The sequence below is a fragment of the Paenibacillus sp. BC26 genome (assembly GCF_900116125.1).
GTDB classification, from domain to species: Bacteria; Bacillota; Bacilli; order Paenibacillales; family Paenibacillaceae; genus Paenibacillus_Z; species Paenibacillus_Z lignilyticus.
Genome location: NZ_FPAD01000004.1, coordinates 255,520 through 280,459, shown reverse-complemented (window position 1 = coordinate 280,459; position 24,940 = coordinate 255,520). Strand labels below are relative to the sequence as shown.

Sequence of the window (24,940 nt, the reverse complement as noted above, 5' to 3'; positions counted from 1 at the left end):
CACGCAGGAAGAGCGGAATCCATTACCTCTCATAAGCACCAAACCACCATTACATGCAGGAAGAGCGGAATCCATTACCTCTCATAGGTGCCAAACCACCATTGCACGCAGAAGAGCGGTACCTAGTACCTTTCTTCGAACCGATCCCCATTAGAAAAAAGGCTGTTTCTATCATCTTAACGATGACAGAAACAGCCCCTTAGCAAAATCTACTGTGAATTAAATCTTACCCCAGGCGCATCTAGGCCTCGGTCTCTCCGGCATCTTCCTCCGTCTTCGCCACGGTGAAGTAGAACTCGACGCCGCTGCCATGGTTGCGCACGCCGAACGTGCTGCCATGAAGCAGCAAAATATGCTTCACAATGGCAAGCCCGATTCCGGTCCCGCCAAGCTCGCGGCTGCGGGAGTGGTCGGTGCGGTAAAACTGCTCCCAGATGCGCTTCAGCTCCGCTTCCGGAATCGCTTCGCCTTCATTCCAGAGCGAGAGCAGCCAGCGATCCGGCTCCTCGACAATGCGCAGCTCGATTGCTCGGCCTTGCGAGGTATGGCGGATGGCGTTGCTCATGAGGTTCGCAAGCACCTGCTCCAGCCGGAAACGGTCGCCGTACGCCGTCATCTCGGCAGGCTCATCCGGCAACAGTACGTTCAACGCGATCGCCTTACGTTCCAGCGGCTCCGCGTGCCGCTGCATGAAAGCATTCGCGCATGCGCGCAGATCGAAGCTGCCGCTCACGAGCCGATATTTGCCGGATTCCAGCTGCGCCAGGTCCAGCATATCGTTGACGAGACCCGACATCCGGCTTGTCTCGTCCATAATGACGCCGAGATACTGCTCGCGCTTCTCGGCGCCTCCGATGCCATCGCGCAAGCCTTCGGCATACCCGCTGATGAGACTGATCGGCGTCTTAAGTTCATGGGAAACCCCTGCAACGAATTCGCGCCGCATCGCCTCCAGCTGCTTTTCTTTCTCGAACTCTTCCTTGAGCTGCACATTCGCCGCTTGGAGCTCGCCGAGCGCATGCTGCAGATTATCCGAGAGAAAATCAAACGTCTGCGACAGGCTCCCGATCTCATCATTCCGCTTGATGCCGCTCTTCACCGAGAAATCCAGCTTCGAGAGGCGAAGCGCAACCTGATTGAGCTTGCGCAGAGGCTTCGTTATCATGCCGGAGTAGAGGAAGGACAGCAGCAGGATGAGCACAACCGCAAGCCCGTAGAAATACAGATAAAAGTCTTTAATCACCATCCCGGCATCGCTGACCGGCTGCAGCGAAGAGACGGCAAACAGCACTTGGCGAGTGCCGTCCACAGGCGGCAGCGCAGCGGCGGCAATGAGTTGGTTATTGCCGGTATTCATCGGGCCAAAGCCTTTACTGCGATAGACGACGGTTTCGCCTCTGTCGAACACCTGGTCTACCTTGACCGGATCTTGCAGCCATTGGACGACGCCTGTCATCAAATTGTCCACTTGCTCTTGCGAGACCGGATTTTGAATCATCCGCATGACATCGCCGTTTAGTTGGTCGATGCTGATAAAGATGCGCTTCTGCTGCTGACCGGCACCGATCGCGATCGCCTTGATTCCCTCATCGTCAAACTCGAATTTGGCCGTCAACGCGAAATACCTGCTCTCGAAGGGGGAGAAATAAAGCGGCAATCCCGTTCCCCCGGAGGTCATTTCTCCGGCAATTCCCGCCGGTAGCGGCATCCGGAAATCCCCGATAAATCGCTCGAATGTTGCCCCGCTGCCATCTTCAGCAGGAGCAGACTCCTTCGTCGAGCCTGATTCCGGCCCTTCCCCCGGCTCAGGGACCGGCACCGCTGTATTCGTCCCCGGTTTCCCCGCGTCGGTTCCCGAGGGAGGTTTGTCTCCCACCACGACATACTTGTCCCGAAGATCCGTAAATTCGCGCTTGATGGCTTTGATTTTCTGCCGCTCGTAATAGCTCTCGAAGAAGAACAGCTGCAGCAGCATAATGAGGGTGATAAATGCGATAAACACAATGGTCGTGACGGTAAACAGCTTAAACGCAACGCTCCGCCCGCGCTTCATCGTTTCACCTTGAACTGATAACCGTTGCCGCGCACGGTACAGATCAGCTCCGCCTTGCTGCCGAGCTTCTGCCGCAGACGCTTAATATGGGTATCGACCGTTCGCGCATCGCCGAAATAATCGAAGCCCCAGACATGATTCAGCAGCATGTCCCGCGTTAATACGATGTTTCGGTTGCGATACATATACAGCAGCAAATCGTATTCCTTCGGCGACAATGTCAGCTCCTCGCCATCGACCTTCACCTCGTGTGAAGCCTCCTTGATCATCAGCCCATCCAGCGCAATCACGCCGGCGCCGGCATCCGAACCGTCCCCGGCCGACGAAGCTGCAGCTGAAGCCGCGGCCAAGAGCTCTGCTCGTTTCAGCAGCGCTTTGACCTTCGCGGTCAGCTCCTTCGGGCTGAACGGTTTCGTCATGTAATCATCCGCGCCCAGATCATAGCCAAGAAGCTTGTCATCCTCGGCTGACCGAGCCGTCAGCATAATAATCATCACATCGGACCGTTCGCGAATGGAACGACAGACGCTGTAGCCGTCCAGCTTCGGCATCATAATGTCCAAAATGACGAGCGCAACCGGTTCTGCCGCGAACCGGAGCAGCGCTTCCTCGCCGTTCCCTGCCTCGATAACCGTAATATTTTCCCCGTGCAAGTAATCGACAATAAGCTGCCGCATCAGGGGCTCATCCTCGACAAGCAGTACATTTCCGTTCACAATACCGTTTCCTCCTTCGTTGTCACACAGCTGTCACATCGCGCTTTTACAGTTACAAGTGAGAAGAAACGGTACACCGTTCTTTGGCTCAGGCGCGTTGCAGCAAAGGATCCCGAAATCGATTTTCTGCCCGCCTGAAGCACATTCATTCGCTCCCACTATCGTATAGGAGGTTGTTATGAAATTCAATCGCTTGCTGCAGCGAGATAGCAGTGCGGCGGTCGTGTTCCTTCTGCCGAGTCTGATCGGCTTTGGATTGTTCTTCCTCATACCGTTTGCGGCAGGATGCTACTATTCGCTGGTGGACAGTCCGGTGAACGGCGGCTTCGTCGGCCTCTCCAATTATGCGGAGCTGCTGGAGAGCAGCTCATTTCGCAAGGCGGCGTCGAACACCGCGTTATTCACGGCCGTGAGCGTGCCGCTGCTGATGGTCATTTCGCTTCTGCTGGCGCTGCTGCTCATGCGAGATGTGTTTGCCCGAAACTGGCTGCGGACGTTCTATGTGATGCCGCTTGTCGTTCCGGTCGCGTCGATCGTCATGTTATGGCAAATTCTGTTCGACAGCAACGGATTCCTGAACGCCTATTTGCACGAGCATGGGCTGGCCACGAAGGACTGGATGGGCTCGGGGACCGCGAGAGCCGTCGTATTGCTGGTGTATCTGTGGAAGAACACGGGCTACAACATGGTGCTCTATCTGGCAGGTTTGCAAAATATCCCGGAGGATTACTACGAAGCCGCATCGGTGGAAGGCGCGGGACGGTGGTGGAAGCTGCGCAATATTACGCTGGTGTACTTAACGCCGACGGCTTTCTTCGTCTTCATCATGTCCGTTGTCGGCTCGTTCAAAGTGTTTCGCGAGACGTACCTCATAGCTGGGGAATACCCCCATGAAAGCATCTACATGCTGCAGCATTACATGAACAATATGTTCTTATCCCTGGACTACCAGAAGCTGACCTCTGCCGCATACATAATGGCACTTGCGATCACGGTGTTTGTGGCGGTCGTATTCCGGCTGGAGCGGGTGCTAAGGGGGCGGATGGAATGAGGGATAAGCCACGCATGATGGCCAAAATCATCCTTACACTCATGCTCGGCCTAATCGCCGCCGGCATGCTGTTCCCGCTTGTATTCACCATCAGCAACTCCTTCATGTCGGAGGATGAGATTACGGCTGCCTATGGGATATTGTCGCCGAGCCGGGAGGATGAAGACTCCGGCGGTCCGTCCGATTCAAAGGCGGATCAGTTCGCCGTGCTGAAGCTGATTCCGGATAAAGTGACGCTGAAGCAATACGGGGAAGTGCTTTTTAGAAAACCGCAGTTTCTGTCCATGTTCTGGAATGCGGTCGTGATGACGGTGCCGATTATTGCGGGGCAGACCGTCGTAGCGTCGCTGGCGGCTTATGCGCTTGGCAAGCTGCATTTCGCCGGACGGGACAAGCTGTTCTTCCTCTATCTCATTACGATGCTGATGCCGTTCCAAGTGACGCTCGTGCCGAATTACATCGTAGCGGATCGGCTTGGGCTGTTGGGGGATTTCGGTGCCATTATATGGCCCGGCATCTTCGCGGCGTTCGGCGTGTTTCTATTGCGTCAATTTATGCTGCAAATTCCCGGTGCTTATGTGGAAGCAGGCAAAATGGACGGGGCAGGTCATGCGCAGCTGTTCTTCCGCATCGTGCTGCCGATGTGCAGACCCGGACTCGCGGCGCTGGTGATCCTGCTCTTCATCGACAACTGGAACATGGTCGAGCAGCCGCTCATCATGCTGACGGAGGCAATCAAACAACCGCTCTCGGTTTATCTGTCCCGGGTTCGGGAAGGGGAACAGGGCATTGCTTTTGCCGCTTCCGCGCTGTATATGGCGCCGATGCTGTTTATTTTCCTTTATGGCGAAAATGATCTGATTGCCGGCATTCAGCTCTCCGGGCTGAAAGGCTAGCAGCACTATTCATCAAACAAACTTGTAGGAGTGAAGAGGATGTCCACGATGCTGGACGATAACCGGTTGAAGCGGCGTAAACGGCTGATGGGAGTCGTGCTGCTGCTCTTCTTCGGCGGACTTGCCGTGCTTACGTTCTTCTCCAATACAATTGCCGGACTTGCGCTGCCTAAGGTAGCGGTGACCGAGCCGACCTTCGGCCAGCTGGAACGCACCATCTCCGGCGAAGGCGAGCTCGAAGCGAAGAAGACCGAAGAGCTCTACGCAGAGGGCGATGGCAATGTGACCGCGATTCTTGTGGGAGAAGGAGATGCCGTGAAGAAAGGACAGCGGCTGATTACTTACGACACGACAGAGGCTAAGCGCAATCTGGAGGATGAAGAAACGCGTTATGCACAGGCGAAGCTGCGCATGGAGAAACAGAAGGAACAGATTATCGACGCCCTGCGGCAAGATAATGAGGCAGGGGTTCGCGACCTGAAGCGTGATCTGCAAATTGCGGAATATGATCTGGCTATCCAGCAGCGCAAGCTGGAAACGCTGCGCGATTCGCTGAAGAAAGCGAGCGCCGTTCTGGCGCCATTCAGCGGAATTGTAACAAAGCTGGAAGTTACGGAAGGGCTGCCATCGTCACGTGGACAGGCCGTTGTAATTCTTGCTGATGTGAGCAGCGGGCTGCTCTTTACATTCACCGACGATGCTGACGATGCAGATAAGCTGCGCATCGGGGAGACGGTGTCCTTATCGGCGTACATAGGCGAGAAACGGAAAGTAGTGAAAGGGACTGTCGAAGACATCGAAGATGCCGATAGCGGCAGTTCACCCGAGAGCACAGGCGATTCGGGGGAGCGGAAGGAGATCACAATCAAGCTTACCGGACAGGGGCTCCAGCTGGGCAATCAAGCGAAGATATCGGTGAAGAAGACCGGACGGATTGGCGGTATTATTCTTGCGACCGATTCGGTGCAGCGAGGCAGCGACGGGTATTACGTATGGATTGTGAAGGAGAAGAAGGGGCCGCTTGGGAGTGTGTATACAGCCGAGAAAGCTGCGGTCTCAATCGGGGATTCGGATGAGACGAACACCGAAATTACAGACGGCTTGGGACCGGAGGAGAAAGTCATTGAAGAAACGAGCGAGCCGCTTAATGAAGGTCAGCGCGTTCGAGTGAACTAATACTATGAATCTTTAGGAGTGTTAACGATGAAGTCGACGAAGAAGCTAAGAACGATCCAAACCGGCTGTGTCAGTCTCGCGCTGATGACGGCACTTGCTGCGTGTTCAAGCGGCAACAACGGGAATGCCGAGTCGGGGCAGCCAACAGCCGCCAAAACCAAGGATGGGAAAACCATCGTAACGGTGTCTGTCCTGGAGAATGACCGATTCCTGCAAACGGCGGAGAAAGAGTTCGAAAAGGCACATCCGGATATCGATATCCAGGTAAATGCTTTGGTCGCCACGCCGGATACCGGAGGAATGGTCAAGAAGACGATGGGAGCAGACGAGGACTCGGCGGATAAGGAGAAATTCGTTAACACCATTAATACGGAGCTGATGTCAGGCAAAGGCGCTGATCTTATCGCCGTACAGGATCTGCCTTTCAACAAATATGCGGAGAAAGGGCTGCTTGCGGATCTTCGTCCATTGATGGAGGAAGATAAGTCCTATAACAGCCAAGATTATTATGAAGGCCTGATGGAGGCAGTCACGAGCGGTGGGAAGCAGGCTGCTTTACCGGTGAAATTTTCGCTCGATGTGATGTTAGGGGATGCGGCGGAGCTCACTGCCGCAGGCGTAAAGCTCGATGACAGCAAGTGGACGTGGAAGGAATTCACGGACATTGCCCATAAGCTCGCGAAAGACGAAGACGGTGACGGCAAGCCGGACCGCTACACCTTGTCAGGTATGCCCAAGGAGCAGCTGCTTAAGCTGATGGTGGAGTCGAGTTATGAACATTTTGTCGATGCGGCAGGGAAGAAAGCATCGTTTGATACCGGGGATTTTGCAGCGCTGCTGGAGAATTTGAAGGGCTTGTATGACGATGGTTTGGTTAGCGAGGGAAGACCGGGGCCTGGGCAGCAAATGTTCGGCCATATGGATCTGATGATGCCAATGGACATGATCATGCTCCCGGAGATGATGTTCCAAGGGAAAGGCGAAGTGTTTCAAACCCCATCAGGCGGCGAAGCTAAGGGAATGACGTTCGGAAGCGAACTGATGCTTGGGCTGAACGCGAAGTCAGGTGCGAAGCAGGAAGCTTGGGAGTTCATGAAATACTTGCTCTCCGCGGAGATGCAGGGGACGCCGGGCATGATGGGCTTCTCGGTGCGCAAGGATATGACGGCCAAGCAGGTTGAAGAGTCGAAGAAAATGTTCGAGAGCGGCAATATCAAGCTCGCCGGCCCCGACGGCGAAATCACGCCTCCTGCGATTACGGATGAAGATATCAAGACGATTGTGGACACCATTCCGCGGATCAAGCGGTTCGTCGAGGTAGACGGCGCGATTGTGACGATGGTGAAAGAAGAGGCGGAGGCATTCCTGGAAGGACGTCAATCCGCGGAGGAAGCAGCCAAGAAACTTCAGAATCGGGCCACGATTTATTTGAACGAATAACAGTACGGGCAAGGGAATGTAAACACCTTCGGGAAGCGGCCGCTGCTGCACTTCGAGGGTGTTTTTTATTGTCAGTTCGTCGCGCCCGCGCCAGGGCCTGAAAGTCGGAAAACTCGACTCTCAGCATTCCCCCTCGTTTCGCAACTCCCCCTCGAAGGTTAAACATATAGTAAAAACGACTAATATCCATAAAATTGTAAATGATAGACAAATTTTGTGATAAGCTAGTAGGAACTAGATTGCTAGATTTGCGAATAGCAGGGGGATCACGAGAAGCATGAGAACGAAGAAGTGGATCACAATCGCACTCATCGTCGCCGCCATCGGCACGACAGCGAGCCAGCTGGGAACGGCGCCGACACGAGCAAATGCCGCAACAGCAGCAGTAACCGGTTCACCGAGCGAGTGGGCAAAACAAGAAATCCAAGATGCGATTTCGAGCGGACTCATCCCATATGGATTAACGAACAGCTATCGATTGGCGTTGACGCGGCAGGAATTTTGCGAGATGGCCGTGCAGCTCTATGAAGTGCTGACCGACACGAAACCGGCGGATCCGAAGCAGAATCCGTTTCGGGATACAAACAACCCCCGCATCGGCCAAGCCTACGAGCTGGGCATTATTAAAGGGACAAGCCCCAACACCTTCTCCCCCAAGGCGAATGTAACGCGGGAGCAGCTCGCGCTGATGCTCTATAACACGCTGGCTAAAGCCGGCTTCCAAACGAAGCTCCAAGAGGGAAAAGGGACACCGCCTAAATTCGCGGACGACAAGCAGCTCGCCCAGTGGTCGCGCGATGCGATCGGCATGCTGGCCGGCAACGGCATCATGAAAGGCAATGTGAGCGGCACTCAACTGCGTTTTCAACCGCGCGTGACGACGACACGGGAGCAAGCAATCGTGCTGGTATACCGGATTTTCTCGCGGTTCGGGACGTATTTTGTGAATGATGAGGAAGATCTCCTGAGAGCAGCCAAACAATCGCTTCCGGTGATCATTAAGAACGAACAGATGCAGGAAATCGACACAAGGGCGAGAGCAGTCCTAGCGGAGATCATCCGTCCGGGTTTGACCGAATATGAACGCGAGCTTGCAATTCATGATTATATTTTGCAGCATACCGCCTATGATTATGAGAATTACAAGAATGATACCGTTCCGCCGGAATCCTACTCCGTGTATGGGGTGCTGATGAATGGCATCGCGGTCTGCCAAGGTTACGCGGGGACGGCAGATTTGCTGTTAAGCATGGCGGGCATTGAATCGCATATCGTCATCGGTACGGCAGACGGCGGCAGCCATGCGTGGAACAAAGTGAAGATCGACGGCGCGTATTACAACCTCGATGTAACATGGGACGATCCCGTTCCGGATGTGGCGGGGCGATTGAACTACGGCTACTTCAACGTGACGGACGAAGCGCTTCGCGAGGATCATGCCTGGAAGGACACCCTTCCGCAAGCTACAGCCAATACGTTTAACTATTATGTCATTAACGGTCTCACCGTGAACGATCAAGCGGAGTTCGAAGCGAGAATTAGCAGCGCCGTAGAGGCGCGCTTGACCTCCGTCACCATTAAACGCACGTATAAGGACGAGCAAGGACCGAGCGGCTGGGAAGCGCTGCTGAGAAACTATGGCGATTCTCTCGCATCCTATTCCTATACGATGGATAACAGCGGCGTGGTAAGCTTCAAGTTCAAGTACCGTTAATGCTACAATGAAGACAAAAATACGGACGGAGCCTCATGATCCATGATTCGAATTGTTGCCGTTACGAATGATCACCATATCAAGCAGCTGAACAAGCTGGAAGATTTAAACCAAATCGCACATTTAAAATGGTACTGGGTCGATTTCTGCGAGCCGACGGGAGAAGAAGCGAAGCTGCTGGATGATTATTTTCATTTTCACCCGCTGGCGATTGAAGATTGTCTCCTTTATTTGCAGCGTCCCAAAATGGACCATTACGACGATGTGCATTTCTTCGTGCTTCACGCGATCCACGAGCAGACGCTTGAGGCTTCGGAGGTGGATGTATTTGTCGGTCCGAATTTCTTGGTGACCTACCATCAGCTGCCGCTCCATGAGGTCGATCGTGCTTGGGATAAAATCATCCGCAAACCGCATACGGAAGCGCATGGCAACCTGCATGCCGCATATACGGTGATGGATGAGCTGGTGGATCAATATTTTCCGGCGCTGCAGGCAATCGAGGATCAGCTGCTGGAGATCGAAACAGGCGGCACCGATCAAGGATTCAGGACGGACCTGAGCCAGGTGTTCGAAATTCGAAACAAGCTGCTCCGATTGCGCAAAACCATCGTTCCCATGCGGGACCTGCTCTACCGTATCCTCAATACGCAGCGGATCGAAGCGTTAAAACATTACCAATTGTTCTTCACCGATATTTACGATCATCTGCTGAAGCTCTCGGAGATGGTGGATTCGAATCGCGATATGACGTCGGATCTGCGCGATCACTATATGTCGCTGAACGCCAATCGGATGAATTCCATTATGAAAACATTGACGGTCATTACGGTGATTTTCATGCCGTTAACTTTTATTGCCGGCATTTATGGCATGAACTTCTCCAATATGCCCGAGCTCGGTTGGCATGCCGGCTATTATATGGTGCTGGTGTTTATGGTGCTGCTTGCTGCTGGCATGTTTGCATGGTTTAAGTTCAAGGGCTGGTTTGAATAGAGAAATTATCCTTAGGGAACGGTAAGGAATACGACTCAACCCTAAGGAGGCGACAGGAATAATGGCAAGAAGAAGTCGGAGAAAACATCTGGTACCCGGCGCTGATGCTCAGATGAGCGCATTTAAGGCGGAAGTGATGCGGCGGGAAGGTTATGTCGTGAATCCGAGCAGACCTGACGATGTGAAATATGAAGTAGCCAAATCACTCGGCATTCCGCTGGAGCACGGTTACAACGGCCAACTATCGACGGAGTCGGCAGGTCAAATCGGCGGACAGATCGGCGGAGCGATGGTCAAAGAGCTTGTGCGCATGGCGCAGGAGAAGCTGGCACGCCAGAATACCGAGCATTGATGAAGGTCATCAATTATTTATGCGCTTAACGAAACCATCGGCGGATCGCTGGTGGTTTTTTGCTGTTTTCCGAATGGTTTTTAGTTATTTTTCAGAAACGATTCATACTGTTTTCATCTTCGTCGGTTATGCTGGAGGTAACATGCTGAGTAGGATGGGGGATTGGACGATGCCTGCCGCAATACTGGTCATCGAAGACGATTATTATATACAAGAGCTCATTGCTGAGTTTCTACGGGCACAACAATATGAGGTGGATGTAGCAGGGGACGGACTGGAAGGCTGGGAAAAATTTCAGCAGTCGTCGTATGACCTCGTCATATTAGACTTGATGCTGCCTTCCATGCACGGCTACGAGATATGCCGCAATATTCGCGAGCGCTCCGAAACGCCGGTCATCGTACTGACGGCTCTTAGCGAAGAGAAGGATCAGCTGCGCGCCTTTGAGGAAGAAGCGGATGATTATGTGACGAAGCCGTTTTCTTTTCACGTCTTGATGAAGCGGGTGGAGGCTGTCCTTCGGCGCACGCGCAGCGGGCAGTCCGGGGAGCAGCTGTTTGACGGAAGATTAAGGCTGGATGCCGATGCGTACAAAATCTTCGTCGATGGCAAGCTCATCGATACGACGACGAAGGAATTCGATATCCTGCACACGCTCGTACATAACGCCGGAAGGATAATGACACGTGATATGCTGCTGGACAAAGTATGGGGTTACGACTACTACGGCGACTCCCGCATCGTCGATGCTCATATTAAGAATATCCGCAAGAAGCTCGGGATCTCCGTCATTCGTACGGTAAAAGGGGTCGGCTACTCGCTGGAGTCTGAGCTGGCGTTGGTGGAAGGATGATCCGGCGCAAGGGGATACGGTTTAAAATCTTCATGGTTACGGCTGCGCTGCTGGTCGTATCCGCGCTTCTCATCTACTTGACTCTCTACTTCATGCTGCCGGGTTATTATAAGAACATCAAGCAATCCCGGCTCGAAAGCAGCTTCAGCGAACTGGTGAAACAGATCGACGGCGTGAGTGCGGCCGATGCCATTCCGCTTATGGCGAAGTTTGGTCAAGAGCATAATGCGGCGCTCATGATCCGCGATAAGGAGGGGCAGGGGTATTATATCCCGCCGAGTTATCGGGGCATGAACGGCTGGCTGTCCCGTAATGCGAGTTACCTCGGTATGCGAAAGCAGCTTGAAGCGGGTCGGGTGATCGATGGCCGTGAGATTGCGAAAGGGCCCGGCGACGGTAATGGCGGCGGCCCGAACATGCAAATGCTGAGCGTCGATAAGACGATTAAATTCGCAGAAAGCGATGATCCTTATACGCTGTCCGTGGATGCTCCGCTGCAGCCGATCGGGGAAGCGGCGGATGTCATCTTGCTGTTCCTGCCCTACATGCTGATCCCGATTCTCCTTATTGCAGTGGGTGGTGCGCTCATCTATTCAAGGTTAATCGCGCGGCCCCTTCTCTCGCTTAACCGAGTGGCAAAGCGGCTGGCCAAACTCGACTTCTCTGTAACGAAGCCTGCGCTGAACACGAAGGATGAGCTGGGTGAGCTGTCGTTTAGCCTCAGCAAATTGGCGGTTAATTTGCAGCTGACGATGGGGGAGCTGCAGGATGCCAACGCGCAGCTCAAGAGCGATATCGAGCAGGAACGTGAGCAGGAAGCGAAACGGCGGGAATTTGTGGCGACGATTTCGCATGAGCTCAAGACGCCGATAACGGCGGTCAGCGGTCAATTGGAGGCGATGATTGCTAACGTGGGCTCCTACCGCGATCGGGACAGATATTTGCGCCAATCGTATACGATTATGCAGGATATGGATAAGCTTGTGCACGAGATCCTGGAGCTGTCGAAGCTGGAAAGCCGGGATTTCCGTCCGCTGATGCGCAAGGTGGATCTAACCGAATTGGTACGGGAATCGATGAATAATATGAGCTACTTGGCAGATGTCAAACATATGCAGCTAGAGGTCGAGCTGCCGGAGGAAGCGATGATTACGGCCGATGAGCGGCTCATGTCGAAGGCTGTGGCGAACATCATCACCAATGCCGTTCAATATTCCGGCGATGCGGAGCGGGTCGTTGTTCGGTTATCCGAGGAGTATTGCGCAGCAGATGAGGGGAGCGAGCTGCAGGTGAAGTCGCTGCATCCGTGGTACAGGCTGGAGGTGCTGAACACCGGCGTGCAGGTGGAGGAGTCGAAGCTGCCGCGATTGTTCGAGCCGTTCTACCGGGCGGAGCAGTCGCGCAGCCGCTCCACCGGCGGCAGCGGACTGGGTCTCTATATTGTCAGCAAAGTACTGGATGCTCACGGCGCTGAATATAGCATCGCCAATACGGCTGAAGGCGTACGCTTCAGCGTAAGGGTGCAGGGAGCGGCTTGAGCCATAGTAGGAACAGGGGAACCGGACATTAGATTCTGTCGCGAACGACAGCTAATGTCCGGTTTTTGAGTTGTTCGATTTCAGCGATAAGGGAAGTGCGTTTCGCAGCGTAATGGGCTTTTATCCCTTCATCCTTCAGTGCGGCTAAATTGATCTCCACCGTTAAGAGCGCGGATTGCGCAGCGGCTTCAAGGAGTAAAGCGCCGATACCGAGATCAGAGATGACATGCGCATTCGTGCAGGAAGCGATGCTTAGTGTAGACAGCAGCGCCGCTCTGCACACCTCCATCAGTCGGAGCGGAGCTTCGATGGCGGCAATGGTCGCGTTATGGAGCGCCTCTTGGCGAACAGCCTTTTCTGACTCATTCTGTTTAGGCAGCTTCAGTGCATGCATATAACCGTCGAAGGCTGAAATGTCCTCGGCGAGCAGCGATTCACACGCGGCGGAAAGCCGGTGCATCTCGTTCAATGCAGCGTTAACTTGAAGCCGTGCATCGGCGTACTTCTCTCCCTGCGAGAGATGGGCCGCCATTGCGGTCATGGCTGTGCCGAGGGCTGCGGCAAGGGCAGCGGCGCTTCCGCCGCCCGGAGTGGGGTCGGCGCTGGCCGCCTTCTCTAAGAAGCGGCGGATGGAATCATCCCATGATACTGTAGTCATCGTCACGCATCTCCTTTCATCGACGTTTGGATATCCATGGCTTTCATCAGATTGCGAAACAGAATCGCGGTCGTTAAGGTGCCGACTCCGCCGGGAACCGGTGAGACAGCAGCGGCCGCGTCGCTCAGATCCGAAGCGGCATCGCCGGTAATCGAACCGTCCGCAAGCTCGTTAATGCCTGCGTCGATGATGATTAAGCCCGGATGCACCATATCCTTTGTAATCATATCCGGTTTGCCAACCGCCACGATGGCGATTTCCGCATGTTTCAGCTGAGCAGCCAGATCCGGCGTCCTGGAATGGCAGACAGTCACGGTTGCATGCTCCCGTTGAAGGAGATGAAACAGCGGAAGGCCGACGGTCTGACCCCTGCCGACTAAAGCCACGTTGCGACCCTCTAGTTTGTACCCGTAATGCTTGAGTAACCCGATGCAGGCCTGCGGCGTTGCGGGATAAAGTCCCGTGTCATTGCCCGTGTAAACGGCTAGCTTATTAGATGGAGTGACGCCGTCGATATCTTTGGCAGGGGCGATGCAAGCTTCAATTGCAGCTGCCGATAGATGCGCGGGCAATGGCAGCTCCAGCATAATGCCATGAACGTCTTCATCCTCGTTAAGCGCAGCGATGACGCGCTTCAATTCCTCTTCCGAAACATCGTTCGCGAACGTATGGAGCTGAAACGAGATACCCAGCTTCTCGGCAATCTTCTGCTTGGAGCGCGCATAGTAAGCCGAGGCAGGATCGCCTTCGACCAGTAGTGTCGCCAGAGACGGCTGTTTTCCATTCTTCTTCCATTCCTCAACGCGGAGCGCTATTTCCGAATACACGAGCTCAGCCGCTTCTTTCGCCTTTAGAATAAGGGCCATTAGAGATCCTCTCCTTCATCCTGAATGTACGATCGATAAGAAACGAAAAAAAGCATTCGCAGACAGGCCGGTCCTCAGACATGGCCAGTCGCAAATACTTCTCCCCAGGCGAACGGTGTGATTCGATCCGCATGCTCCCTCGTGGTTCATTCCACTGATTTCGCCAGTTGCATGCAGCATTATTTTCCTAGAGTGTAGCACGAGGAGGTGCCTTTGAACAGGGCTGTGCTATAATGTTGCTGATTCTTGGGAAACTGCGAAAGGAGCAACGCGCTTGTGCTGACAAACTGGCTGTATCCCCATTGGCTGCGAAATCAAGTCATTCGCAACAAAATTATCGCGATCTATATTCCGCTGATCATTGTGCCGCTCCTTGTGCTGGGCTTTGCGTCCAATACCATCTATACGAATGCGATTGTAGACAAGACGATCAGCAATGTGAGCGACAACTCCTCGCTGATCATTACGCGCATGAATGGTATTCTCACGAATGCGGAAAGCTGCGCCAATATACTGACGATCAACTTAAACCGCGTCATTCAAGACCATAACAAAGGCGAAATCAGCCGGGAGCGTTCGCTGCTGCTGTCGACCTTGATTACCAATCAGCTTAGCTTCGCGCTGCTTGTTTTTCCGGATGTGGAGAGCGCTGCATTCATTGATACTTATGGCACGATCTATGGCACATCGGCTGCGATTGAGAACGCCGGCGCGCCTCAGCCGGAGACGCTTCTGCAGACCCCGATGATGAAGCGCATTCGCGAAACGACCGGCCAGAACATCTGGTTTCCGATGGACAAAAGAAGCTATCTGACGCTCGGAGCGGACGAGCCTGTTCTTACGGTGGGCAAGAAAATCAATAACATCTACACCGGCCAGGAGCTTGGGCTGCTGGTGCTTAATGTGAAGGAACAATCGCTTTCGGCGATTTACAATAACATCGGCAACGATCAAAGCGGCAGCTACATGCTGACCGATCAAGCAGGCACGATCGTCTCTTCTACGCATAAGGAGCAGCTGCTCAAGCCCGTGGAAGACAAGGCGCTTAGACAGTGGATCAATCAGACAAACAGCGGTTCGACAATCGATCGTTTCCTAGGGGAGAAGCTGCTTGTCATCAGCTCGGAAATGCCTAAATTCGGCTGGAAGCTGATCTCCATGGAACCGTTTAATGCGTTGACGGCGGATAATCGCAAAATTACGGCGCTCATCATGACCATCGGCTTCTTCTGTTTCTTGTTCGCGCTGATGGGCGCGGGTATTCTAAATCGGCTCATCGCCAGGCCCATCGTACTGTTGACCAAGTATATGAAGCTGGTGAAAGAAGGGAATCTTACCATTCAGCTGCCGGTCAAATCGAACGACGAGCTGGGCCTGCTCGCATCCGGCTTTAATACGATGCTTACGCGCATTAATTTGCTTCTCGATAATGTGCGATTCGAACAGAAGAAGAAGCGGGAGTACGAGCTGGCCCTGATTCAATCCCAAATCAAGCCTCATTTCTTGTACAATACGCTCGACGTGATCTATACGCTCTCGGAGATAGGGCGGGTCAAGGATGTGCAGCGCACAACCAAATCGCTGGCCGATTATTACCGCATCGTCTTAAGCCAAGGGAAAGAGGCGATTCCTCTTCAGGATGAACTGCAGGGGCTGCGCGATTATTTGGCCATTCAACGGATCCGCTATGCCGATGTGTTCGATTACCAAATCGATGTCCAGCCGGAAGTGCTCTCTTGCACCGTGTTAAAACTGACGCTGCAGCCGCTCGTGGAGAATGCCATCTATCATGGGCTGAAGACAAAAGGGACGTTCGGCCACCTCATCGTGACAGGCGGCATCGAAGGTCAGGATTTGCTGCTTACCGTTAAGGACGACGGAGTCGGCATTCCGCCGGAAAGGCTGGAGACGTTGTTGCGGCCAAGCGTTGATTCAACGAACACACCCGCCGCAGTGCTGTCTGCTGCCGGAAATACCGGCAGTTCGTTCGGGATGCGCAGCGTGGACAGCCGGATTAAACTGTATTTTGGAGAAGGGTACGGACTGACGCTAATCAGTGAGCCCGGCGTGGGAACAGAGATTCAAGTACGATTGCCTATGGAACAGCATGAGGAAACAGGAGGCGGCAGGCATGTTGAATTTACTGATCGCAGATGATGAGTCTATATTCCGTGAGTATTTACGCACGGTGCTGGACTGGGAGCTGTACGGCTACCGGATCATTGGGGAAGCGAAGAATGGGCTGGAAGCGCTCGAGATCGCGCAGCAGACAACGCCGGATATTGCGCTTGTCGATATTACGATGCCATTTATGGACGGGCTGGAGCTTGCGCAGCGGTTGAAAGAAGACTACCCCGGCATCAGCATTGTACTGATCACGGGTCATAATGAATTCGACTATGCAAGGCGCGCGCTCAAGCTCGGCGTCGAAGATTATATCTTAAAGCCCTTTTCCAAGGATGAGCTGACGCTTACGCTGCTGAAGCTGCAGGAGCATCACCGCAAACAGAGAGAAGAGCAGTCGACGCATTTGAAGAATCTGCAGCTCATGAAGGAGAGCGTGCTGAACCGGCTGGTCAGCGGAGAATTGGCGGAGCATGAGGACGTGCTTCTGCAGCAGCTCAGCTCTTACCAGCTGCAGCTGGATGCCGAGGCTTATGCGGTGGCATGCATTGAGATCGATGAGATCGATCGCAAGTGGGGCGAGGTAAGCGAACGGCTGCTGTGGAAATATGCCGTGACCAACATTCTTGCGGAAGCGATGGAAGATTCCGGAGGGAAGCCCGTTATCTTCAATGGACCGGAAGGGCGCATCATCTGTCTGTACGGTTTGCCGCATGGCACAGGCACCTCGAACACAGGCTCGCAAGCCCAGGCCGAGCTTCCGAAGCTGGAGCCGTTCGAGAAGCTGTGCATGCTGATCAAACGCTATTTGAAATTAACGATCACCATCGGGGTTGGCCAAATTTACAGCGGGATTGGAGGCATCCGCTGCTCATACGAAGAAGCGCTCACGGCGCTTCAGAATAAGTTCGTGCTCGGCAATGATCGCGTCATCGCTTTCGGGCAGCATATCTCGAAGGAAGGAACAGGCGTGCAATATCCGCCGGAGCTTGGCGATGAGCTGCAACTGCTGCTTCGCGCGCAAGATGATGTGAGAATCGATGCTAAGCTAAGTGAGCTGTTCCGGCACATCCGGGAGCAGAAGCTGTCTATCGACTATACTTATGTGATTTGCATGAGCCTCGTATCGGTCTGTCTCGGTTATGTCAGCGAAGCAGGCCAGCCTATCGAGGATTGCTTCGGCGAGCATTTCTTCCCGTATCACGAGATCCGCGAGCTAGCTTCCATAGACGAAGCGGAGCGGTGGATGAAGGAGCTGTTCACCAAGGCCGTCCACTATACGAGGCGATACAAGAAAACAAGATCGTCCATCATCGCGCAGGCGGCAAAAGCTTTCATCGAGGAGCAATACGGCGATGCCGAGCTTGGGGTAGAGAAGGTAGCGCAGCATGTATTCATCAACGCCAGCTACCTGCGCGCCGTGTTTAAGAAAGAGAACGGGATGACCGTCACGGATTACATCACGCATATTCGGATGAATAAAGCGAAGGAGCTGCTCGGAGCAGGCAACCGCAAGCTGTCGGACATTGCGGAGAGCATCGGATACAGCGACGGCAGCTACTTCAGCAAGAGCTTCAAGAAGTTCTTCGGCTGGTCGCCGAGCGAATACGAGAATCGGATAAAAGGGAATGAAACGATGCGCGGATAATACAAAACGCCATCGTTTTTTCCATTATCGGGGGAGAAACGGCATTTTATAATGAGAAACGTAAGGGAAGCACACAGTAATAGGGGAGGGTATTAAAGATGAAAAAATGGACACTAATGCTTATTTCAGCTGTGATGGTAACTGGTTTGGCGGCTTGCGGCTCGAATAACGACACAGAGAAAAACGCGAACACGGGCAGCACCAACAAGCCGGCCGAAGAAGGCACGAACGCTCCGGCAGAGAATACGGAGCCGGTGAAGCTGCGGATTTACGCGCAATATGCGGATGACGATACGAAGAAGCCTTACGATTATGCGGTTGCCGAGCTCAAGAAAGAAATGCCGAATGTGGAGCTGGAGCTCGACGTACAGGCGCAAGATGATGGACAGAAGCTCAAAACTTATGCAGCTACAGGCAATCTGCCGGATATTTTCCAAGCGGGTCTGGACATTATCAATACATTGAAGAAATCGGGCAACATTCTGGAGCTTGACCAATATGCCGACAAGTTCGGTTTCAAAGACAAAATGCAGCCGAGCGCGATGAACACGCTCGTTACGGAAGACGGCCACATCTATGCCTTCCCTTATGCCGGCAATGAGCTGGCGCTGATGTTCTACAACAAAGAGCTCTTCGAGAAAAACAACGTGAAGGTACCTACTACTTACGACGAGCTGATGACGGCGGTCAAAGCGTTCAACGAGAAAGGCATCACGCCGCTCTCCCTATTCGCGAAAGAGAAATGGCCGACAGTAGCCCTGTTCGATATGTTCGCGACTCGCACGGAGCCGGCCGGCATTACGAAGCTGGACAAAGGCGAGGCGAAAGCAAGCGACCCGGCGTTCAAGCAAGCGGCGGAGCAAATCGTTACGCTTGTACGTGCGGGCTTGCTGCCGAAAGGCGCAACGAACCTCAACTACGACCAAGCGGCAGCGCTGTTCCATGAAGGAAAAGCGGCGATGTTCGTCAACGGTCAGTGGGAAATCGATGCTTCGACCAAAGCGCTTGGCGACAAGCTGGCTTACATGTATATCCCGGCAGCAGATGCAGCGGCCTATGAAAGCGCGAAGCTGAACTTCAGCGGCGGCGGCGGTCCCGGCGGCTATGCGGTCAGCTCGGCAACGAAGGATCCTGAGCTTGCGGCGAAAGTAGCGGCGTTCATCGCGGAGAAATATGCGGAGTACAAATACACCGAGCGCGGTACGCCGATCGTGGCAACGAAGGTCGATAAAGCGATCATCAATAAATTCCCGCCAACGATGGAGCAGCTGGCCAAAGATATCCCTAGCATGAAAACAACCTCGTTCGCATGGGGATTGAGCAATCCGAAGTTTAAAGCAGCCATTGAGGATGCATCGCAAAATCTAATGACAGGCAACTATACGGCCGAGCAGTTCGTGCAGGATGTAGACAGTGCAATTGAGGCTTCGAAGTAAGGCGGACGTTTGAAGTATGTAGGACGAAACATGAAGCATGAAGCGTGAAGCACCGTCCGATAGCGGTGCGGCGCGTAAGCTAACCGGAAAAACCCATGCCGGCTTCCCGGTATGGGTTTTTCTTCTCTATAGGTTTGATTTCATAACAAAGGAAGTGGCGGCATGAGAAAATACCTGGGCAACAAGACGGCAATTCTACTGTTTATTTTACCGGCCCTTTTACTATATACCATCGTTGTGTTCTATCCGGTCGTGCAGGTCTTCTATCGCAGCTTGCTGGATTGGGATGGGTTGACCGAAGGGAAGTTCATCTTCCTCGACAACTATACGCGACTGTTCCATGACCGCATCTTCAGAACTTCCGTGTATAACGGCGCGGTGTTCGCGGCAGTCATTGCGGTTGTGCAAATCGTAATCGGCACGCTGCTTGCCTTCGCCGTAGCGGAAATCGCCATGCGCGGCCGTAAATTCGTGCGGATCAGCGTATTTATTCCCGTCGTGCTGTCCATCACGGTCGTGTGCCAGCTGTGGCTTGCGATGTATAACGGCGAGTATGGCTTGCTGAATAAGCTGTTTGAGGCGCTTGGCCTTTCGTACCGCCAGGATTGGCTGACGGATGAGAAGACGGCAATCTTCGCGCTCGCAGCCGTTAATGCTTGGCAGTACATGGGGTATCACTTCGCACTGCTGCTGGCGGCGGTCAAATCGGTTCCGGAACATTACATGGAAGCGGCACGGATCGACGGGGCCAACAAGCTGCAGGCCCATGCCCGCATTACGATTCCGCTGCTTTCCGAAACTTATAAGTTCTGCTTGGTGCTGGCGCTCACGGGCGGCTTGAATGCTTTTGCAAACATGTTCATTATGACCGGCGGCGGCCCGGGTACGACTACGTATACGCTAACCTACATGATGTATCGCTCGGCGTTCCGAGTTGGCGAGTTCGGTTACGGCAGCGCCTCGGCGGCGTTTCTCGTCATGGAATGTTTGGTCATTACGCTGCTGATTAACCGGCTTATCGCGCGCGATCCCATCGTATACTAGGAAGGAGATGCCATCTATGAGAATGTTTAAACTGAAGCACCCCGTGTCCAATTTGATGATATGGCTCTATGCCTTGCTCTCTATCTATCCGTTATTCTGGATGATCGCGTATTCGCTCAAAGACAACAATGAAATCTTCGTCACCAATCCGTTTGGATTTCCGACGCATTTCCGGTTCGAGAACTATGCAACGGCTTGGAAAAGCTTCAATGTGCCGCAGTATTTTACGAATAGCGTCATCGTATCGATAGCTACAGTCGTCGGAAGTCTGTCGCTTGCGGTGCTGTTCGCCTATGCGGTGGCGCGCATGAAATGGCGGCTTAGCGGCGCAGCCAGAGTCTATATGACGATCGGCATGTTTGTGCCGGTGCAGGTCATTATGATTCCGCTCGCGATTCTGATGCGCGATTTTCATCTGGCGAACTCCTATGCGACGCTGATTGTGCCGTATATCGCGTTCAATCTTTCTTTTGCCACCTTGGTGTTCTATGGCTTCTTCCGCAGTATCCCGGTTGAGCTCGAAGAATCGGCTTGCATCGACGGAGCATCGATCTATCGGGCGTTCTTCAGCATTATGGTGCCGATCATACGGCCTGCGGTTGCGACGATGATTATTTTCGTATTTCTCGCCGCGTGGAATGAATTTCCTATTGCGCTTATACTGATAACTAAAGAGTCTTTGAAAACATTGCCGCTTGGTTTACTCTTCTTCCAAGGTCAATTCACGACAGACTGGGGTGCGATGGGCGCGGCGATGACGATTGCCAGCTTGCCGACATTGCTGATGTATATGCTCTTTAGCGAGCAGGTGGAAAATGCGCTTACGGTCGGTTCGGCGGTTAAGGGGTAACGGTTCCATTTTCGGATGTACGGTAAAGGAGGAATGAACGGCATGGGCGAATCTTTCTCGGTGGAGCACCGGGCTGCGCGTCTAGAGCGAATGTCATCGGAGCTGCTCGATGTGCTTATCATCGGGGGTGGCATAACCGGGGCCGGGATTGCATGGGATGCGTCGCGGCGCGGTCTTCGGACAGGTCTTGTGGAGATGGGCGATTTTGCGCAAGGTACGAGCAGCCGCTCGACCAAGCTGGTGCATGGCGGGCTGCGGTATTTGAAACAAGGTGAAGTCAAATTGGTTGCCGAGGTAGGTCGCGAACGGGCGCTGCTGCATAAGCATGCGCCTCATGTCGTGACGCCGACGCCGATGCTGATGCCGGTCTATAAAGGCGGCACCTACGGTTATTTGGCTTCTTCCATTGGGTTATATATTTATGACAGACTTGCGGGCGTTAAACGCGCGGAGCGGCGCAAAATGTACCGGCGTGAGCAAACGGAAGCGCTGGAGCCGCTGCTGAAGCGGGAGGGGCTGCGCGGTTCGGGCTACTATTACGAGTATCGGACCGACGATGCGCGGCTCACGCTTGAGGTGATGAAGACGGCGCATCGGCATGGCGCGGAGATTGTGAATTATGCCAAAGTCGAAGAGATGCTGTATCGAGACGGCGTAGTATGCGGCGCTCGAATTGCGGATATGCGCAGCGGCAGGCATTATGACGTTTATGCGCGGAAGATTGTGAATGCGGCAGGGCCTTGGGTCGATCATGTGCGCAGGCTGGACGGCGAGGTAACGGGCAAAAGGCTGCTGCTGACAAAAGGGGTACATTTGGTTGTGGACAGTAAACGGCTGCCGGTGCAGCAGGCGGTTTACATCGACGTACCGGATGGCCGGATGATCTTCATCATCCCGCGGGACGGCAAAACCTATATCGGGACGACGGATACGTTCTATCACGGCGATCCCGGTTCCGTTGTGACGACGCGCGCCGACCGCGATTATTTGCTCCATGCGGCCAATGCGGCTTTCCCCGAGGCGAAGCTGAAGGCGGCGGATGTGGAATCCTGCTGGGCAGGAGTTCGCCCGCTCATTCACGAAGATGGAAAGAGCCCTTCGGAAATTTCCCGGAAGGACGAAATGTTCATTTCGGAGAAGGGACTCATTACGATCGCGGGCGGCAAGCTGACAGGCTTCCGCAAAATGGCCGAGAAGGTCGTGGATCTCGTCGCGGATGAGATTAAGCGCGGGACCGGCCGTAAGTTCGGCCGGTGCACGACAGGAGATGAGATGCTCTCCGGCGGCGATTATGGCGGATATCCTTCGTTCGACGAGCTGCAGAAGGAACTGCTAAGCCAAGGCTTGAAGCTGGGTGTGCCGCAGGAGGATTTGAAGATCTGGGTTGCGAGGTATGGCAGCAATGCCGCACATCTATTGGCGCGTTATGCCGCGCTCAGGGAAACGGAGAGCGGGAACTCAGGCGTTGCTGCGGGAGCTGCCGGCGGAGTTGCGAGCGCAGGGCAGACGGGAACCGGTTCGAATGGCGCAAGTGCAGGTGCGGGGGCTTCTGCGAAGGGGCCGGCGGCCAAAGCGGTGGCTGGGCGCATTACGGTATCGGTTGGCTCTACCGGCGCGGCCGGAGCTTCGGCTTCCGGGCAGGCTGCTACCGTGCACGCAGGTACAGGTGCAGGTGCAGGTGCATCTGCTGCTGCGAATTGGGATCGCGCCTTACGGGCGGAGCTCGACTACGCGATCGAGGAAGAGATGACTTGCAGTGCGGTCGATTTCTTGCTGCGGCGGACGAGTATGATTTTATTTGACCGCAAACGAGCGGAAACGCTGGTACAGCCTGTCCTCCACTTGATGGGGCAGCGCTTCGGCTGGAATGACGCGCAGTGCAAGGCAGAATTGGCCCGCGTGCAAGCGGAGCTTAAAGCTGTGACGGAATTTCCCGAATTCGTGCAGGAATAGGTTGAATAGGCTTGTAACGGGGAGCGAAGACGATGGAACGCTATATATTAGCTTTGGACGAGGGGACGACCTCCTGCCGGGCGATCCTGTTCGATGAGCAAGGTCGCGCAGCGGGATCGGCGCAACAGGAGTTCGCTTCTATATTCCCGCAGGCTGGTTGGGTGGAACAGGATGCGAATGAGATTTGGCGGAAGCAGCTGCAGGTGATGCGCGATGCGGCGGCAGGCGTTGGCGTGGAGCAGATTCGCGCGATCGGAATTACGAACCAGCGCGAAACGCTGGTGGTCTGGGACGCGCAAACCGGCGAGCCGCTTCATCCCGCGATCGTATGGCAGTGCCGCCGGACGAGCGCGCTGTGCGAAACGCTGAAAGCCGATGGTTGGGAGGACGAGGTGCGCGCGCGGACCGGCTTGCTGCTCGATCCGTATTTCTCCGGCACGAAGCTGAAGTGGCTGCTCGATGCGGTGCCGGGTCTTCGCGAGCAGGCGGAGCAGAGGCGCGCGCTGGCGGGAACGATCGACAGCTGGCTGATTTGGAAGCTGACTGAAGGTGCCGTTCATGCTACGGATGTGTCCAATGCGTCGCGGACAATGCTGTATAACATTCATACGCTGGAATGGGATGCCGACATCTTGGCGAAGCTCGGTATTCCCGCTGCAATGCTGCCCGAGGTGAAGCCGTCCAGCGGCATATTCGGGTATACGCGATTGCTTGGCGATGCAACCGGGGGCGGTGCGGCAGGCTCGCAAGCGGCGGGGATCCCGATCGCAGGCGTTGCGGGCGACCAGCAAGCGGCGCTGTTCGGGCAGGGCTGCTTCGATACCGGCATGGCGAAGAATACGTACGGGACGGGCTGCTTCCTGCTCAAGAATACGGGCGACGCGCCGGTAGCATCGGCGAAAGGACTGCTCACGACGATTGCGTGGCAGATTGACGGCCGCACTACGTACGCGCTTGAAGGCAGCGTGTTCACGGCAGGCTCCGTCATGCAGTGGCTGCGCGACGGGCTCGGTCTGATTGCGCATGCATCGGACAGCGAAGCGCTGGCCGCTTCGGTCGCGGATACGCTTGGCGTCTACTTCGTGCCGGCGTTTACCGGGCTTGGCACGCCGTATTGGAACGCGGATGCGCGCGGCATGATCACCGGACTTACCCGCGGGGCCACTTCGGCTCATCTGGTGCGCGCGGCGCTCGAGTCGATCGCGTATCAGACGGCGGATGTGCTGAACACGATGACCGAAGAATCGGGGCTGCCGCTGCGGGAGCTGCGCGTCGACGGGGGAGCGGTGGCGAACGGCCTGCTCATGCAGTTCCAAGCCGATCTGCTCGGCGTATCCGTAATCAGGCCGGTGCTGCTTGAAACGACTGCGCTTGGCGCCGCGTATTTGGCCGGTCTCGGCGTCGGATTCTGGAGCGGCGTTGATGAGCTGCGCGGATTGTGGGCGCTGGATCGTACCTTCGAGCCGGAGCTGGATGAAGCGTGGCGCGATGGCGTGTACGGGGGCTGGAAGAAAGCCGTCGGTTACCAGCTGTAGCTGTAGGCTTGCCTCTGCTGAAGCTCGGTTGCTAGAAAATA

The 24,940-nt window shown here is 54.5% G+C and carries 21 protein-coding genes and 1 riboswitch; of the genes, 17 read left to right on the top strand and 4 right to left on the bottom strand.

All coding sequences use genetic code 11. The features are described 5' to 3' along the window. Nucleotides 1–241: 241 nt before the first annotated feature. Nucleotides 242–2,053, bottom strand: a complete 1,812-nt coding sequence (locus BM412_RS24825) for a sensor histidine kinase (protein ID WP_091224257.1) — start codon at nucleotides 2,051–2,053, stop codon at nucleotides 242–244. Then, nucleotides 2,050–2,769 carry a response regulator transcription factor gene (locus tag BM412_RS24820; RefSeq protein ID WP_091224255.1) on the bottom strand — a complete coding sequence of 240 codons (720 nt, stop codon included), beginning with the start codon at nucleotides 2,767–2,769 and terminating at the stop codon, nucleotides 2,050–2,052. Before BM412_RS24820 ends, BM412_RS24825 begins: the two co-directional genes overlap by 4 nt. 178 nt (nucleotides 2,770–2,947) lie before the next feature. Between BM412_RS24820 and BM412_RS24815 the strand changes: the two genes are divergently transcribed. The 9 genes from BM412_RS24815 to BM412_RS24775 all read left to right on the top strand — a co-directional run bounded on the left by BM412_RS24815 (nucleotide 2,948) and on the right by BM412_RS24775 (nucleotide 12,785). Next, complete coding sequence (locus BM412_RS24815) at nucleotides 2,948–3,820, top strand: carbohydrate ABC transporter permease (protein ID WP_091224253.1); 873 nt, start codon at nucleotides 2,948–2,950, stop codon at nucleotides 3,818–3,820. Beyond that, nucleotides 3,817–4,716, top strand: a complete 900-nt coding sequence (locus BM412_RS24810; RefSeq protein ID WP_091224251.1) for a carbohydrate ABC transporter permease — start codon at nucleotides 3,817–3,819, stop codon at nucleotides 4,714–4,716. The genes BM412_RS24815 and BM412_RS24810 overlap by 4 nt, the downstream gene beginning before the upstream one ends. 39 nt (nucleotides 4,717–4,755) lie before the next feature. Beyond that, complete coding sequence (locus BM412_RS24805; protein WP_091224249.1) at nucleotides 4,756–5,892, top strand: efflux RND transporter periplasmic adaptor subunit; 1,137 nt, start codon at nucleotides 4,756–4,758, stop codon at nucleotides 5,890–5,892. A gap of 27 nt (nucleotides 5,893–5,919) precedes the next feature. Continuing rightward, entirely contained in the window at nucleotides 5,920–7,332 is a 1,413-nt protein-coding gene (locus tag BM412_RS24800; RefSeq protein ID WP_091224246.1) for an ABC transporter substrate-binding protein, read from the top strand. A gap of 277 nt (nucleotides 7,333–7,609) precedes the next feature. Further along, nucleotides 7,610–9,046 carry an S-layer homology domain-containing protein gene (locus BM412_RS24795; protein ID WP_091224245.1) on the top strand — a complete coding sequence of 479 codons (1,437 nt, stop codon included), beginning with the start codon at nucleotides 7,610–7,612 and terminating at the stop codon, nucleotides 9,044–9,046. A gap of 42 nt (nucleotides 9,047–9,088) precedes the next feature. Beyond that, nucleotides 9,089–10,042, top strand: a complete 954-nt coding sequence (corA, locus tag BM412_RS24790) for a magnesium/cobalt transporter CorA (RefSeq protein ID WP_091224243.1) — start codon at nucleotides 9,089–9,091, stop codon at nucleotides 10,040–10,042. Between the two features lie 61 nt (nucleotides 10,043–10,103). Continuing rightward, nucleotides 10,104–10,394 (top strand): small, acid-soluble spore protein, alpha/beta type, encoded by a 291-nt coding sequence (locus BM412_RS24785; protein ID WP_091224241.1) that lies wholly within the window; start codon nucleotides 10,104–10,106, stop codon nucleotides 10,392–10,394. A 169-nt stretch (nucleotides 10,395–10,563) separates the two neighbouring features. Beyond that, complete coding sequence (locus BM412_RS24780) at nucleotides 10,564–11,247, top strand: response regulator transcription factor (RefSeq protein ID WP_091224633.1); 684 nt, start codon at nucleotides 10,564–10,566, stop codon at nucleotides 11,245–11,247. Continuing rightward, nucleotides 11,244–12,785 (top strand): sensor histidine kinase, encoded by a 1,542-nt coding sequence (locus BM412_RS24775; protein ID WP_256256577.1) that lies wholly within the window; start codon nucleotides 11,244–11,246, stop codon nucleotides 12,783–12,785. The genes BM412_RS24780 and BM412_RS24775 overlap by 4 nt, the downstream gene beginning before the upstream one ends. 28 nt (nucleotides 12,786–12,813) lie before the next feature. Here the strand turns inward: BM412_RS24775 and BM412_RS24770 are convergent, their stop codons facing one another. Next, a complete protein-coding gene (locus BM412_RS24770) occupies nucleotides 12,814–13,443 on the bottom strand; it encodes a cyclodeaminase/cyclohydrolase family protein (protein ID WP_091224239.1) in 630 nt (209 codons plus the stop codon). A gap of 2 nt (nucleotides 13,444–13,445) precedes the next feature. Next, a complete protein-coding gene (locus BM412_RS24765) occupies nucleotides 13,446–14,309 on the bottom strand; it encodes a bifunctional 5,10-methylenetetrahydrofolate dehydrogenase/5,10-methenyltetrahydrofolate cyclohydrolase (RefSeq protein ID WP_091224237.1) in 864 nt (287 codons plus the stop codon). Nucleotides 14,310–14,404: 95 nt separating this feature from the next. Further along, a riboswitch (ZMP/ZTP riboswitch) is annotated at nucleotides 14,405–14,490 on the bottom strand. 95 nt (nucleotides 14,491–14,585) lie between these two features. Between BM412_RS24765 and BM412_RS24760 the strand changes: the two genes are divergently transcribed. From BM412_RS24760 to glpK, 8 genes are all read left to right on the top strand, one after another. Further along, on the top strand, nucleotides 14,586–16,466 hold the full coding sequence (locus tag BM412_RS24760) for a sensor histidine kinase (RefSeq protein WP_177246074.1): 1,881 nt from the start codon (nucleotides 14,586–14,588) through the stop codon (nucleotides 16,464–16,466). After that, complete coding sequence (locus BM412_RS24755) at nucleotides 16,441–18,081, top strand: response regulator (RefSeq protein WP_177246073.1); 1,641 nt, start codon at nucleotides 16,441–16,443, stop codon at nucleotides 18,079–18,081. Before BM412_RS24760 ends, BM412_RS24755 begins: the two co-directional genes overlap by 26 nt. A gap of 98 nt (nucleotides 18,082–18,179) precedes the next feature. Next, nucleotides 18,180–19,517 (top strand): ABC transporter substrate-binding protein, encoded by a 1,338-nt coding sequence (locus BM412_RS24750; protein ID WP_091224231.1) that lies wholly within the window; start codon nucleotides 18,180–18,182, stop codon nucleotides 19,515–19,517. A gap of 37 nt (nucleotides 19,518–19,554) precedes the next feature. After that, on the top strand, nucleotides 19,555–19,683 hold the full coding sequence (locus BM412_RS32670) for a hypothetical protein (RefSeq protein WP_256256576.1): 129 nt from the start codon (nucleotides 19,555–19,557) through the stop codon (nucleotides 19,681–19,683). Beyond that, nucleotides 19,680–20,561: a carbohydrate ABC transporter permease gene (locus BM412_RS24745; protein WP_091224230.1), complete on the top strand. Its 882-nt coding sequence runs from the start codon at nucleotides 19,680–19,682 to the stop codon at nucleotides 20,559–20,561. The genes BM412_RS32670 and BM412_RS24745 overlap by 4 nt, the downstream gene beginning before the upstream one ends. A gap of 16 nt (nucleotides 20,562–20,577) precedes the next feature. Beyond that, nucleotides 20,578–21,411, top strand: a complete 834-nt coding sequence (locus BM412_RS24740; RefSeq protein WP_256256575.1) for a carbohydrate ABC transporter permease — start codon at nucleotides 20,578–20,580, stop codon at nucleotides 21,409–21,411. 42 nt (nucleotides 21,412–21,453) lie between these two features. Continuing rightward, complete coding sequence (locus BM412_RS24735) at nucleotides 21,454–23,364, top strand: glycerol-3-phosphate dehydrogenase/oxidase (RefSeq protein ID WP_305728726.1); 1,911 nt, start codon at nucleotides 21,454–21,456, stop codon at nucleotides 23,362–23,364. Nucleotides 23,365–23,396: 32 nt separating this feature from the next. Next, nucleotides 23,397–24,899, top strand: coding sequence for a glycerol kinase GlpK (gene glpK, locus BM412_RS24725; RefSeq protein WP_091224226.1), 1,503 nt, complete (start codon nucleotides 23,397–23,399; stop codon nucleotides 24,897–24,899). The last annotated feature ends 41 nt before the right edge of the window (nucleotides 24,900–24,940 follow it).

Bases quoted from the DNA above. Each gene is read 5' to 3' on its own strand.
- BM412_RS24735 (WP_305728726.1), top strand. From the start codon at position 21,454: ATGGGCGAATCTTTCTCGGTGGAGCACCGGGCTGCGCGTCTAGAGCGA.
- BM412_RS24810 (WP_091224251.1), top strand. From the start codon at position 3,817: ATGAGGGATAAGCCACGCATGATGGCCAAAATCATCCTTACACTCATG.
- BM412_RS24740 (WP_256256575.1), top strand. From the start codon at position 20,578: ATGAGAATGTTTAAACTGAAGCACCCCGTGTCCAATTTGATGATATGG.
- BM412_RS32670 (WP_256256576.1), top strand. From the start codon at position 19,555: ATGAAGCGTGAAGCACCGTCCGATAGCGGTGCGGCGCGTAAGCTAACC.
- BM412_RS24815 (WP_091224253.1), top strand. From the start codon at position 2,948: ATGAAATTCAATCGCTTGCTGCAGCGAGATAGCAGTGCGGCGGTCGTG.
- BM412_RS24750 (WP_091224231.1), top strand. From the start codon at position 18,180: ATGAAAAAATGGACACTAATGCTTATTTCAGCTGTGATGGTAACTGGT.
- BM412_RS24745 (WP_091224230.1), top strand. From the start codon at position 19,680: ATGAGAAAATACCTGGGCAACAAGACGGCAATTCTACTGTTTATTTTA.
- BM412_RS24805 (WP_091224249.1), top strand. From the start codon at position 4,756: ATGTCCACGATGCTGGACGATAACCGGTTGAAGCGGCGTAAACGGCTG.
- BM412_RS24800 (WP_091224246.1), top strand. From the start codon at position 5,920: ATGAAGTCGACGAAGAAGCTAAGAACGATCCAAACCGGCTGTGTCAGT.
- BM412_RS24755 (WP_177246073.1), top strand. From the start codon at position 16,441: ATGTTGAATTTACTGATCGCAGATGATGAGTCTATATTCCGTGAGTAT.
- BM412_RS24825 (WP_091224257.1), bottom strand. From the start codon at position 2,053: ATGAAGCGCGGGCGGAGCGTTGCGTTTAAGCTGTTTACCGTCACGACC.
- BM412_RS24765 (WP_091224237.1), bottom strand. From the start codon at position 14,309: ATGGCCCTTATTCTAAAGGCGAAAGAAGCGGCTGAGCTCGTGTATTCG.
- BM412_RS24780 (WP_091224633.1), top strand. From the start codon at position 10,564: ATGCCTGCCGCAATACTGGTCATCGAAGACGATTATTATATACAAGAG.
- BM412_RS24775 (WP_256256577.1), top strand. From the start codon at position 11,244: ATGATCCGGCGCAAGGGGATACGGTTTAAAATCTTCATGGTTACGGCT.
- glpK (WP_091224226.1), top strand. From the start codon at position 23,397: ATGGAACGCTATATATTAGCTTTGGACGAGGGGACGACCTCCTGCCGG.
- BM412_RS24795 (WP_091224245.1), top strand. From the start codon at position 7,610: ATGAGAACGAAGAAGTGGATCACAATCGCACTCATCGTCGCCGCCATC.
- BM412_RS24785 (WP_091224241.1), top strand. From the start codon at position 10,104: ATGGCAAGAAGAAGTCGGAGAAAACATCTGGTACCCGGCGCTGATGCT.
- BM412_RS24770 (WP_091224239.1), bottom strand. From the start codon at position 13,443: ATGACTACAGTATCATGGGATGATTCCATCCGCCGCTTCTTAGAGAAG.
- corA (WP_091224243.1), top strand. From the start codon at position 9,089: ATGATTCGAATTGTTGCCGTTACGAATGATCACCATATCAAGCAGCTG.